This window comes from Candidatus Protofrankia datiscae (assembly GCF_000177615.2).
Lineage (GTDB): Bacteria > Actinomycetota > Actinomycetes > Frankiales > Frankiaceae > Protofrankia > Protofrankia coriariae.
The window spans coordinates 4,746,826-4,758,991 of the sequence record NC_015656.1 but is presented as its reverse complement, the minus strand read 5'-3'; the positions used below and the strand labels follow the sequence as shown (position 1 = coordinate 4,758,991).

Genomic DNA, 12,166 nt, shown 5'->3' with positions numbered 1-12,166 from the left:
GGTCAGCTGGTCGCGCCGATGTAGCGGCGTCGCAGCGCCATACCGGCCGCCACCCCGCCGGCGAGCGCGCCCATCCCGGCCGCTGTCGGCACACCGATCCGGGCTGCCTTCCTGGCGGTGCGGAAGTCTTTGATCGGCCAGTCCCGCTCCCGGGCGACGGCCTTGAGATCGGGATCAGGATTGATCGCGACGGGGTGGCCGACCAGCGACAGCATGGGCAGGTCGTTGATCGAGTCGGAGAAGGCCCAGCATCGGGAAAGATCCAGTTGTTCGCGTTCGGCGAGCGCGCGCACCGCGGCGGCCTTGGCCGGGCCGTGCAGCGGCTCCCCGACGAGATGGCCCGTGTAACGTCCGTCCACGACCTCGCTGACCGTTCCGAGCGCGCCGGTGAGCCCGAGCCGCCGGGCGATGACCGAGGCGAGTTCCACCGGGGTGGCCGTGACGAGCCACACCCGCTGCCCGGCGTCGAGATGTTGCTCGGCCAGGGCCCGGGCGCCGGAGTAGATCCGTTCCGCCATCCGTTCGTCGTAGATCTCCTCGCCGAAGCGGACGATCTCGGCGACCTCGCGGCCGGCGACGAACGCGAGCGCGGCCTCCTTGACGTCGCGTATCCCGTCGGTGTTCTCCTGCCCCAGGACCCGGTAGGTGACGTGCTGCCAGCCGAACCGCAGCAGGTCGCGGGACTGGAAGAAGTCGCGCGCGGCCAGTCCGCGCGCGAAGTAGAAGATCGACGCCCCCATCATCATGGTGTTGTCCACGTCGAAGAAGGCCGCCGCGGTCGGGTCCGGCGGCGCCTTGGCCGTCTGGTCGGCGGCCACCTTCAGGGCAGCGGCGGCGGCGGCTTCGGCATCCGCCGCGCGGGCCTTGTCGTCCGCCGACCGTTGCGGGCGTGGTCGAAACCGCATCATGATCTCCTGGGCGTGGGCGGCGCGGGGAGGGAGCGTGCTGTCACGGTGACCCGCGAGTTGCCACCGTTGTCACGGTGACCTGGGAGCTGCCACCGTGCTGCCACGGTGACCTGGGAAGAAGCGTTGACGTGCGAAGCGTACGGTGCGAACGGTTCGCGGCGGCGTACCAGCGCATCCACCCGGCGCATCCACGGTTCGCGAGCGCCCGGACGCCCACCGCCCGCGGTGGCACCGGAAGCCTACCCGCCACCGGGCGTACGGTTAGCGTCCAGCGGGCCACCGCCCGTGGCGGTACCGGGATGTCCGCTGCCCGCGGCGCGGCGCCAGCCGCGACGAGTCCCGCCGGCTGCGCTGGCCATGGCGAGGGATGTGCCGGCTGCGCCGGCTCTGTGGCGAGTTGGCGCCGGCCGCGGTGCGCTGTGGGTGGTTCAGGCCGGGTTCTCCTGGAGCCGCCGGGCCAGCGAGCGTACGGCCCGGTACTGGAGAGCCTTGATCGCGCCCTCGTTCTTGCCCATCGCCAGCGCGGTCTCCCGGACGGAGAGCCCTTCGACGAAGCGCAGCACCACGCATTCCTGCTGGTCGGGGCTGAGCGTGCGGACGGCGTCCATGAGAGCCCGGCCGGTGATGATGGCCAGCACCGACTCCTCCGGCCCGGACACGACGTGATCCCGCCCCGCCGAGAGGATGTCGTCGGTGGGGAACTCCAGCTGGGCCTGCCGGGACTTCCGGGAGTCGATGATCAGGTTTCGGGCGATGGTGATGAACCAGGCGCCGATGTCACGTCCCTGCCAGGTGAAGGTCCTGATGCCGCGCAGCGCGCGCAGGAAGGTCTCGCTGACGATGTCCTCGGCCGCCGTCCAACTGCCGATCCGGTAGTAGACGTAGCGGAAGACCATCTCCATGTAGAGGTCGTAGAGTTCCCCGAACGCCTCGCCGTCGCCCTGCTGGGCGTTGCGCACCAGGGCCGCGAGCGCGGCGTCGGGTCGGTGGGCGTTCGACGGCGACTCGTCGGGCACGGGCGTCCCGTGGTCGACCAGGCCGTCGGGGGAGGCGGACTGGGTCGTCTGCCGGCCGGGCGAGGCCCCTCCCGCCGAATGGGCCATGGGGGGGCCGACCGGCGTGGTCGCACGGAGTACGAGCATGATGCGGGCCAGTTCGGCGCGTAGCGCCGCGAAACAGGTGGGATCGGCACGCGGCACCACGACCCGGGCGGAGCCGGCGCGCGGCGCCGCCCAGCCGCGGAGATCGAGAGCCGGTTGCGCCCACGGCGGGTTCACGTCGATGATCGGTCCGCGGTGCCGCGGGCGACGACGGACATCGGGCCGGGCCTCGGGCCGTCCACCGGGTAGGGGACCTCGCTTCCGCGCCCCCGCGACGTTCGGGAAAGGGCGGACGGCATACTGGCTCCAAAGATCGAGGAGGCCCGGCGGGGCGTGGCGTGGCCCGCTCGAGAGCCGGGATCCTCCGGTGGGTGTCGGATCAGGTCGGACGAAACCGACGGCGACGCGGCCGCTTTCTGCTCCTCTCGGGTCAGGGGCGTCGTCAAGGGCGTCAAGGTGTGTCAACGGCCAGAGACGGCCTGGTCAGCAACCCGGGGATCGGAGACCAGGGGACCGCGCGGCGATCCGACGAGCGCCCCTCCCGCGCGACCGGAGTCATCGAGTCGTCCGGGGACCTGGATCTGCCGCATCTCCCGGATCCGACAGGAACTCCGCGCGCGGGAAGAACATGATCGCGCTACCTTTGATCCTCCGGAACCCTTTGGAAAGTTGAGTGTAGCCAACGACCTGCCGGCGGGCATGGGGAGTGAGGCGAAGATGCACTGTAACTAGTCAGGTAGTTTTTGATCTTGAGTTAGCTGATCGCGGGCATCCAGGGACGGCCCTCGGCAAGTTGGACGAGAGCGTCGAACAGGCTGATGCCGTGTTTGGTGGCGGTGGACAGGTAGCTGCGGATCGCGCAGAACTGGCGGGCGCCGGTGAGCGTGCGTAGGCAGCCGGATACCTTCTGCCGTAGTTTGATCATGCGGATGTCGCGTTCGGAGCCGTTGTTGTCCGCGGGAACCCGCCAGTCGCGGGTGAACCGAAGGTAGTCGGCTTCGCGGTCGACGAGCCGGCAGGCCAGGGCATGGCGGGCGGCCATGAGTTTCGTGCCGCGCGGCGAGGTCTGGCTGATCCCGATGTGAGCGGCGTGGCGCAGCTGCCGGGTCTGGGTGGCCGGTGCCTGCTCGTCGATGGTGACGCCGGTAGTGGCGGCGTCGACGGCGAGGCGGTGCAGGGCGACGAGCGCGTCGCCTGCCTGGGCGGCCCAGCACCAGGTTCCCGTCGGGGCCGCGTCGACGACGGCCTGTAGTTCGCGCAGCACGTGAGCGACGCACAGCTGGTGGGTGGCGCCGGTGTAGCTGTCGTAGGGGGCCCAGGCGTCGTGGACCACCACCCCACCGAAGGCGGGAAGCACCCCGAGGGCGTCGATCCCGCCGCTGCCGCGGGTGGCATGGCAGTCGATCAGCGTGTACTTGTCGGTGCGGGCGCAGTGCACCCAGTGCAGTTTCCCGGCGACCCGCAGCCCCGTCTCATCGGCCCCGATCACGTCGGCGGCGGCCAGCAGACCCCGGACGGTGTCACGGAAGCCGTCGAGTCCGGCGGCGGCACGGGCGGTCATCGCACCGACCGTGCCCGCCGAGATCGGGATCCCAACCAGCTCGGCCAGCGCGGTCGCGGTCCGCTCCTGCGACAGGAACTGACCGGAATACAGGTAGACCACCGCCGCGGCCACCCGCGGCCCGTACTGCACCGGCGCGTCCACCCCGGCCGGTGCCGCCGCCTTCGTCCGCGTCCCGCAGCCGCACTCCCGCTCGATGAGCTGATGTTCGACCACATGCGGACGTAGTTCGGGCAGGTCGAACACCTGCCGCCGTTCGGTCCGGGTCACAGGCCGGCCCGCAAGCCCCGCCCCGCACCCCGCACACGGCCCCGGCTCATGCCGCAGGCGCACATCAGGCTCAGCGAGCATCCGCAGCGTCGATCCCGGATGCCCGCCCTGCCCACCGGGCCTGCGGCCGGTCTTCTTCCGCAGCGACTTCGGTGGCGGTTTCGCCAGCCCGTCCGAACTCGGTGGCTTCGCCGAGTTCCGCGAGTTCTTCGCGACCTGAGCTTCCAGCTCGGCGATCCGCACCCGCGCCTGTTCCAACGCCGCAGCGGTCTCGACCAGCTGCGCCCGCAGACTCACCACCAGCGCCGCGAGCTCGTCATACGACGGCACCGGCGGCGACGCGGGCGGACCATCCGACACACCCGGACCCTACGGCCCGATCAACCACACAGCACCAACGACCCGGGCCTTCAGGCCATCGAGGAGTCCCAGCCAGCCGGGAAACCAAAAACAAACGATCTACCAGACCTGACCAGTTACGATGCACGGTCGTCATCATGCGCCGGGACGAAGTGCTTTTCCGGCTTTGTTGCCCGGGTGGGGGATCTTTTCGGTTCAGACGCCTTTTGATGATCGAAACGGATGGTCGCGGCGATGGTGAGGGTTTCCGCGGGCCGAGGCACCGGCGGTGGCGCTGACGGCGCGAACGGGGCTGCCGCCGGCACTGGTGCCGGCGCGCGGGCGGCGGATCGACAGATCACCCTGCTGGTCCGGGCCGGCTGCCACCTGTGCGCCGACGCCCGCGCCGCGGTGATCCGGGTGGCGGCCGACACCGGCGCCGGCTGGACAGAGGTCGACGTCGACACCTCGGCCGAGCTCGCCGACGCCTATGGCGACCGCGTCCCGGTGGTTCTCGTCGACGGGCGGGAACACGGCTACTGGCGGGTCGAGGAGGCCCGTCTGCGGCGCGCGCTGACCGTCGGCCGCTGGGGGTGGTCCAGGAAATAATCACGGGTCGAGCTCACGGTGTCCCCACGTGCAAGATCATGTCAACTTCGTGAAGTCCTTCACGAAGTCGTAAACTCGCCCCGACAGCCGTCCACCGGCGTCGTTCGACCGCGAGACCGACCGTGGCGCCCACCGCGGAGCCGGTCGCGGAGCACTGTGGGGCCGCGCGCCCGGCGTCGTCGGTGGCCGGGCGTCTCGAGTGGGGCGGGAGCCGTACATGACTGAGCTTCGGCGGGCGGCCGGCGCTGCCCGTGGACGCTCGTCCGTGCCCGAGGCGACGGTCGCCCGTCTTCCGCTGTACCTGCGGGTCCTCACCTCACTGGCCGACCGGGCGGTCCGCACGGTCTCGTCCGAGACGCTGGCGAAGGCGGCCGGCATGACCTCGGCGAAGGTTCGCAAGGACCTGTCCTACCTGGGTTCGTACGGGACGCGCGGCGTCGGCTACGACGTCGACTTCCTGCTCGGCCGCATCGCCGCCGAACTCGGGCTGACCGAGGACCGCACGGTCGTGCTGGTCGGGGTCGGCAACCTCGGCCACGCACTCGCGGGATACGCCGGTTTCCGGTCCCGGGGATTCCGCGTGGTCGCCCTGCTCGACGTCGATCCCGACCGGATCGGCGAGTCCGTCGGCGGCGTCGCGGTCAGCCCGCTCGACGAGATGGAAGCACTTGTCGAGCGCAACCAGGTGACGATAGGTGTCATCTGCACGCCGGCCGCGGCCGCGCAGGCAGTGTGTGACCGCCTTGTCTCCGCGGGAATCACGAGCATCCTCAATTTCGCGCCGATCGCGTTGTCGGTGCCGGTGGGAGTGGACGTGCGCAAGGTTGATCTCGCCGTGGAACTGCAGATCCTGTCGTTCCACGAGGCTCGCAAGCGTTCGGCGCCGGCCACGGGTGGTGTGGCCGCACCCACGCGTTCACCCGGACGCCGGGCCGGGGGCCGCTCCGGTGAGTCCGACGACCCCCGGCTGGCCATGGTGACCCGTGCGCCCACCGGGCCGCCGACGCTGGGGACGCGGGGCACCGGCCCACTGGTGGGCACGACCGGGGGGACGAGCGGGGCCGTGACCGGAGCCGTGACCGGCGCCAAGACCGGGGGTGAGGCGTCATGAGCCTGCTGGTCGTCGGTCTCAACCACCGCAGCGCACCCACGTCCACCCTGGAGAAGGCCGCGGTGCCGGACGACGACGTCCCGAAGGTCCTCCACGACCTGTCGCAGGCCGGATCCGTTGCGGAGAGCGTGGTGCTCTCGACATGTAACCGCACCGAGATCTACGCCGAGGTGGAGACCTTCCACGGCGGCGTCGCCGACGTCTCCGACCAGCTCACCCGGATCACCGGCACCCAGCTGGCGGATCTTGCCCCGCATCTGTACGTCCACCACGAGGCACGGGCCGTCGGCCACCTCTTCTCGGTCGTCTGCGGGCTCGACTCGATGCTGGTGGGGGAGACGCAGATCCTCGGGCAGGTCCGGTCGGCCTTACGCGTGGCCCAGGCCGAGGCGAGCGTCGGCGCCACCCTTGAGGGCCTGTTCCAGACGGCCCTGCGGGTCGGCAAGCGGGCGCACAGCGAAACCGCGATCGGCACCGCCGGGGCGTCGATCGTCTCCGTCGGGGTACGGCTGGCCGCGGGCGAGTGGGGGCCGCTACCCGCCGACGCGCCCGGCCCCTTACCCGGAAGCATGCCAGCCGGGAACGCGCCCGCCGACGGCGCACTGGCCGGCCGGCGCGTCCTGCTCGTGGGCGCGGGAGCGGTGGGGGCGCTGGCCGCGGCGGTCGTACGGCGGGCCGGCGCGACCGATCTCGTCGTCGCGAACCGTACCGCGGCGCGGGCCCGCCGAATCGCCGACACCTACGGCGCCGAGGTGATTCCGCTCACGCACCTGGCGGACGAGCTGAGCCGGGCCGACCTGGTGATCTCCTCGACCGGCGCGTCCGGGCTGATCCTGACCCAGGGTGTGGTGGCCGACGCGCTGGCCCGCCGCGACGGCCAGCCGCTGGTGCTGCTCGACCTCGCGCTCCCGCGGGACGTCGACGTGGCCGTCCGCGAGTTGCCCGGCGTCGCCCTCATCGATCTCGAGACGCTGCGGACGGTCCTTGAGGGCCAGCAGGCGGTCAGCGACGTCGAGTCGGTGCGGACCCTGGTGGCCTCCGAGGTCAGCGCCTATCTCGACCGCCGCCGCGCGCACCGGGTCGCCCCGACCGTGGTGGCGCTGCGGGCACAGGCCGCCGCCGTCGTCCGGGAGGAGCTCCTGCGGCTGCACACCCGGCTGCCCAATCTCGACGCGCGCGACTGGGCCGTGGTCGAGGGGGCGGTGCGCCGGGTGGCGGACAAGATCCTGCACGCGCCGACGGTGCGGGTCCAGCAGCTTGCCGCCGCCCCCGGCGGTGATTCCTACGCCGAGGCGTTGCGGGAACTGTTCGATCTGCCCCGGGACGCTCCCGCGGTGGTCTCGGTACCCGATCTGCCGGAGGCGCCGTAGCGGGCGGTCGTGGCCGGCGCGGGCGCGTCGTCCGGCGGCCGCAATACGAGGCTCGGCGGGGAGTCGCGCGGCGGATGACCCAGTGGGTGACGCGACGGGTGGCCCGGTGGATGACTCAGTGGCCTCGGGGATGGCTCAGCGGCCCGGTGGATGACGCAACGGCACAAACCCGGTCCGGGACTGAATATCCCGCCGATACGAGGTAACGTCGATACTCGGATAAGGGCTGCGCCGATAGGCGCGCTGGGTCAGTGGGCACTGGGTCAGTGAGTGCTGGATCAGTGAGCAGGGTTCGGTGGCGCATCGCGAAGCGATGTACGAGCTGCCCGGGGCCGTGGATCCGGCAGAGCCCGTCGACAGGCACCAGAGTTGTCCCGTTCCGCGGGGCGGGATGTCACGGGCGGGAGCGTTCAACCGGTGGCGCGGTCCGGGTAGAGGTCCGGCGAGGTGACAGGAGGGCGGCACTGGCAGTCGAACACGTAGGTGAACAGGACGCGTCGAAGCCCGTGTTCGAGCGCGCGGCCTGTACCGACGACGGGCAACTCTCGACCGGCTGCTACGGTTTGTACTGGACGGTCCACCATCGCGGACTGCTGTTGTTGCCGAGCGTGCCTACCCGACGGCCCTTGAGGCCGGTTGTGGTGCGCTGGTCGGCGCCTTCGCCGAGGTCGCGATGGCGTCCACTGAAGCATCGGGCGCCGGTGCCATTCGACCACGGGCCGTGGTCGCGTTGCCGGAGAGGGAACATGTTCTCCGGCGCGGGATCACCGGGTCCGCCGACTTACCCGGAGGCGCTGGGAGAGCGCCTCGCGGACAAGATGTTGTCCGCCGGAGCACAGACGCTGATGGGAAATCGCTGATCATGGCCACCCGCCGCACAAAGAAGCCTCTGACCCCGGTCGCCCTCGTTGGAGCAGGCCCGCGCGACCCCGGTTTGCTGACAGTTCTCGCCGCCGAGACACTGGCCGGGGCCGATTCGATAATCGTCGATCCGGACGTCGCCCCGGAGATTGTCGCCAGGCTGCCCGGCGAGGTGCTACGGATCGGCGATACCGACGTGGCAAAACCAATCCTGGACGCGACCGCGGCGACCACCGCCGTCGTCGCCCGGGCCCGTGCCGGTGAGCGGGTCGTACGGCTGTACTCCTCGGATCCGTGGCTGACCGGAATCGGCACCGCCGACGCGCAGGCACTGGCCAAGGCGAAGATTCCTTTCCGGGTCGTGCCGGGGATTCCGACCGGCGCGGCAGTCGCCACCTATTCCGGGATCTCCACCGGCCTGCCGGTCACCTTCGCGAGCACCCAGGGGGTCTTCTCCGCCAGCGGGATGCGGCCCACCGTGGCCCCCGCGGCGGACACGCCCACCACGGGGCTGGGCTCCCCGTCCTTCGGGGCGGGCCGCCTCGGCGGGCGCGGCCTATCCAGCCTCGGCAGCTCCGGCTCCGGTCTCGGTGGTCCTGGGCTGGGCGGCCCAGGGCTCGGCGGGTCCGGACTGGGCGGATCCGGGCTCGGCGCGGGGCTTGCGGCCTCGCCGCTGGGCTCCTCGCTGGGACTCGGCGGCCTCGCCGGGAGCGGGAGCCTGGACGCCGCCGGCTCCGGCTCGGACCTCGACTGGGCGGCGCTCGCCCAGGCACCGGGCACCCTCGTGGTGACGGCGGTCTCCAACGAGGTCGGCAAGGTCGCGGCGGCGCTGGTCGAGCACGGCCGGGCCGGTGACACCCCCGTGTCGGTGACGGTGGACGGCACCACCACCGACCAGCGCACGGTCGCCTCCACCCTGGACCGGATCGAGGCCGACGCCGCGCCCGTCGTCGGGAACGCCCCCTCCGTGGTGATCTCCATCGGGGCCGCGGTCACAGGTCGTAACAAGCTGTCCTGGTGGGAGTCGCGCGCGCTGTTCGGCTGGACGGTGCTGGTGCCCCGGACGAAGGAGCAGGCGGCGATCCTGTCGGATCTGCTGCGCTCGCACGGCGCGAGCCCGCTGGAGGTGCCCACGATCGCGGTGGAGCCGCCGCGGACGGCCGCTCCCATGGAACGCGCCATCACCGGTCTGGTGTCCGGACGCTACCAGTGGGTGGCCTTCACCTCGGTCAACGCGGTCCGGGCCGTCCAGGAGAAGGTCGAGGAGCGCAGCCTGGACGCGCGGGCGTTCGCCGGCGTCAAGGTGGCCGCGATCGGCGAGGCGACCGCGGACGCCCTGCGCGCCTTCGGCATCCGCCCCGACCTCGTCCCCTCCGGCCAGCAGTCCAGCGAGGGCCTGCTCGCCGACTGGCCCGACTACGACGACGTGTTCGACCCGCTCGACCGGGTGCTGCTGCCCCGGGCCGACATCGCCACCGAGACCCTGGTGGCCGGCCTGAAGGACCGCGGCTGGAACGTCGACGACGTCACCGCGTACCGCACGGTACGGGCCGCGCCGCCGCCAGCCCCGATCCGGGAGGCGCTCAAGGGCGGCCGGGTGGACGCGGTGGTGTTCACCTCCTCCTCGACCGTGCGCAACCTGGTCGGGATCGCCGGCAAGCCGCACGAGACCACGGTGATCGCGGTGATCGGCCCGCAGACCGCGGCCACCGCGGCCGAGCTGGGCCTGCGGGTCGACGTCCAGGCGACCGAGGCGTCGATCCCGTCGCTGGTGCAGGCGCTGGCCGACTTCGCCGCCGAGCACCGGGAGGAACTGGGCAAGGTCGGCCCGCTCGCGGCCCGGCTGCCCAAGCCTCGGCGCGGTTCTCGGCGGTGAGCGTGCCGCCGGGCGTCACCGCCGGTGCGGGCACAACGGGGCCAACTGCCTCGCCTGCGCCGTCACCCGGGGCCGGCGCCCTGAGCGCCGCCCCCGGTGGGGGCGCGGGATTCCCGCTGGCCCGGCCCCGTCGACTGCGCCGCGGGGCACCGTTGCGCCGGCTGGTGGCCGACGTCCGGCTGCATCCTGCGGATCTTGTGTTGCCGCTGTTCGTCAAGGAGGGCATTGACGCCCCCGCGCCGATCGCCTCGATGCCTGGGGTCGTCCAGCACGCCCGGGAGTCGTTGCGCAAGGCCGCGGTGGAGGCGGCCCGCGCCGGCGTCGGCGGCCTGATTCTCTTCGGCGTGCCCGCGCGCAAGGACGGGCGCGGCTCGGCCGCGGACGACCCGTCCGGCATCGTGCAGCTCGCCTTGGCCGACCTGGTCACCGAGATCGGCAACGACATGGTGATCATGACGGATCTCTGCCTGGACGAGTACACCGACCACGGCCACTGCGGCCTGCTGACCGAGGACGGCGAGGTCGACAACGACGCCACCCTGGCCCGCTACGCGTCGATCGCCCTGGCGCAGGCCCGCGCCGGCGCCCACGTGGTGGCTCCGAGCGGGATGATGGACGGGCAGGTCGGCGCGATCCGGGCGGCACTCGACGGCGGCGGCTTCTCCCACGTCCCGGTCCTTGCCTACTCGGCGAAGTATGCGTCGGCGTTCTACGGCCCGTTCCGGGACGCGGCCGAGTGCGCGCCGAGCTTCGGCGACCGCGCCGGCTACCAGCAGGATCCGGCCCGTTCCGTCGGCGAGGCCCTGCGTGAGGTCGCCCTCGACCTCGTCGAGGGCGCCGACGCCGTGATGGTGAAGCCGGCGCTGGCCTACCTCGACGTGCTGCGGGCGGTCGCCGACGCCGTGGACGTGCCGGTCGCCGCCTACCAGGTCTCCGGCGAGTACGCGATGGTGGAGGCGGCGGCGGCCAGCGGCTGGATCGACCGCGAGCGCGCCATCACCGAGACGCTCATCGCCGTCCGCCGGGCGGGCGCGGACATCATCCTGACCTACTGGGCAACGGAAGCGGCCCACCGCCTGCGCTGACTCACACCGCCCGCGTTTATCCTCGCCGCTTCGCCGGCCCCGCGTTGCTTCCGTGTCGCCGGCTGCTTCTGCCACGCTGCCTCACCGCGCTGGCCGCATACCCCCACCGGCATCTCTGCCAACCGTCGGCTCTTGGCAACATCGTGATTACCACTGTGATCGTTGTGATTCTGGTGCTGTTGGGACAGCATCCAGGTCACAACAATCATGAAACCCGAACCCACTGGCCGGCGTCCTGACGATTCCGTGGTCTCGGTATGTGGTCTCTAGCGTGCGGTACGTGCCGATCTGCCCGCCTCGGACGGTACTCTTGCTTTACAGCAAGATCCGTCGAGGTATGGAGGGTCGAAGTATGCAGGAAGGTGCGCGGTGACTCTGCTCATGGAGCGGCCGGTCGGAGAGATCCCGGTCGCGTGTTCGTACCGATGGTACGAACAGATCGACTATGGTGACGGCATGGCCGTCGCAAAGGTGTCCGTCTCCCTGGACGAACGTGTCCTCACCGCCGCGCGGGCGGCGGCCGCGACCGAGGGCATCAGTCTGTCGGCCTGGATCTCCCGCCTGATCGACCACCACATCGGCATCCAGGAGGGCCTCGCGGCCGTCCGCGAGTACGAGGCCGAACACGGCCCCATCCCCGAGGAAGCGCGCGAGAACGCCCGCCGCGTCCTGCGTGACCTCGGAGTGATCGAATGAAGGGCCTGCTCTATGACGCGGGGGCGCTCATCGCCGCCGAGCAGGCGGACCACAAAGTGTGGGCCATGCACGCCGAGGCGCTGGAGCATGACGTCCGACCAGTTGTTCCGGCACCTGTATTGGCGCAGGTCTGGCGGGGCGGGCCGCAACCAAACCTGTCCCGTCTGCTGAAGGGCTGTGACATCGAGCCGCTGGCCGAGGAAACAGCGCGGGCCGTCGGCAAACTGCTGGCCCGGGCGGGGACCAGCGACATCGTCGACGCCACGGTCGTGCTGAACGCGGCCTTGACGGACCGTTCGATCCTGACCAGCGACGCGTCAGACCTTCGTGCGCTGTCCGAAGCACACGACACGAAGGTCGACATTCACCCCGTTTGACCA

Annotated in this window: 10 protein-coding genes; 7 read left to right on the top strand and 3 right to left on the bottom strand. The window is 71.4% G+C overall.

From position 1 onward, the window contains the following. Window positions 1-2: 2 nt before the first annotated feature. The 3 genes from FSYMDG_RS19990 to tnpC all read right to left on the bottom strand — a co-directional run bounded on the left by FSYMDG_RS19990 (window position 3) and on the right by tnpC (window position 4,199). The gene (locus FSYMDG_RS19990; protein WP_013875201.1) at window positions 3-905 is read right to left on the bottom strand and encodes an HAD family hydrolase; all 903 of its coding nucleotides are present in this window, start codon (window positions 903-905) and stop codon (window positions 3-5) included. Between the two features lie 431 nt (window positions 906-1,336). Continuing rightward, window positions 1,337-2,185: a sigma-70 family RNA polymerase sigma factor gene (locus FSYMDG_RS19985; protein ID WP_013875200.1), complete on the bottom strand. Its 849-nt coding sequence runs from the start codon at window positions 2,183-2,185 to the stop codon at window positions 1,337-1,339. A 577-nt stretch (window positions 2,186-2,762) separates the two neighbouring features. After that, window positions 2,763-4,199, bottom strand: a complete 1,437-nt coding sequence (tnpC, locus tag FSYMDG_RS19980; protein WP_013871651.1) for an IS66 family transposase — start codon at window positions 4,197-4,199, stop codon at window positions 2,763-2,765. Between the two features lie 234 nt (window positions 4,200-4,433). Between tnpC and FSYMDG_RS19975 the strand changes: the two genes are divergently transcribed. The 7 genes from FSYMDG_RS19975 (at window position 4,434) to FSYMDG_RS19945 (ending at window position 12,163) form a co-directional block, all read left to right on the top strand. After that, window positions 4,434-4,787, top strand: a complete 354-nt coding sequence (locus FSYMDG_RS19975; RefSeq protein WP_013875199.1) for a glutaredoxin family protein — start codon at window positions 4,434-4,436, stop codon at window positions 4,785-4,787. Window positions 4,788-5,004: 217 nt separating this feature from the next. Further along, window positions 5,005-5,898, top strand: a complete 894-nt coding sequence (locus tag FSYMDG_RS19970; protein WP_013875198.1) for a redox-sensing transcriptional repressor Rex — start codon at window positions 5,005-5,007, stop codon at window positions 5,896-5,898. Beyond that, window positions 5,895-7,268, top strand: a complete 1,374-nt coding sequence (locus FSYMDG_RS19965) for a glutamyl-tRNA reductase (RefSeq protein WP_013875197.1) — start codon at window positions 5,895-5,897, stop codon at window positions 7,266-7,268. The genes FSYMDG_RS19970 and FSYMDG_RS19965 overlap by 4 nt, the downstream gene beginning before the upstream one ends. Window positions 7,269-8,130: 862 nt before the next feature. After that, window positions 8,131-10,005, top strand: coding sequence for a uroporphyrinogen-III synthase (locus tag FSYMDG_RS19960; protein WP_013875196.1), 1,875 nt, complete (start codon window positions 8,131-8,133; stop codon window positions 10,003-10,005). 80 nt (window positions 10,006-10,085) lie between these two features. Next, on the top strand, window positions 10,086-11,090 hold the full coding sequence (hemB, locus tag FSYMDG_RS19955) for a porphobilinogen synthase (RefSeq protein ID WP_043607201.1): 1,005 nt from the start codon (window positions 10,086-10,088) through the stop codon (window positions 11,088-11,090). Window positions 11,091-11,459: 369 nt separating this feature from the next. Continuing rightward, window positions 11,460-11,786, top strand: coding sequence for a hypothetical protein (locus FSYMDG_RS19950; protein ID WP_013875193.1), 327 nt, complete (start codon window positions 11,460-11,462; stop codon window positions 11,784-11,786). Next, complete coding sequence (locus FSYMDG_RS19945) at window positions 11,783-12,163, top strand: hypothetical protein (RefSeq protein WP_013875192.1); 381 nt, start codon at window positions 11,783-11,785, stop codon at window positions 12,161-12,163. The genes FSYMDG_RS19950 and FSYMDG_RS19945 overlap by 4 nt, the downstream gene beginning before the upstream one ends. Window positions 12,164-12,166 lie beyond the last annotated feature (3 nt).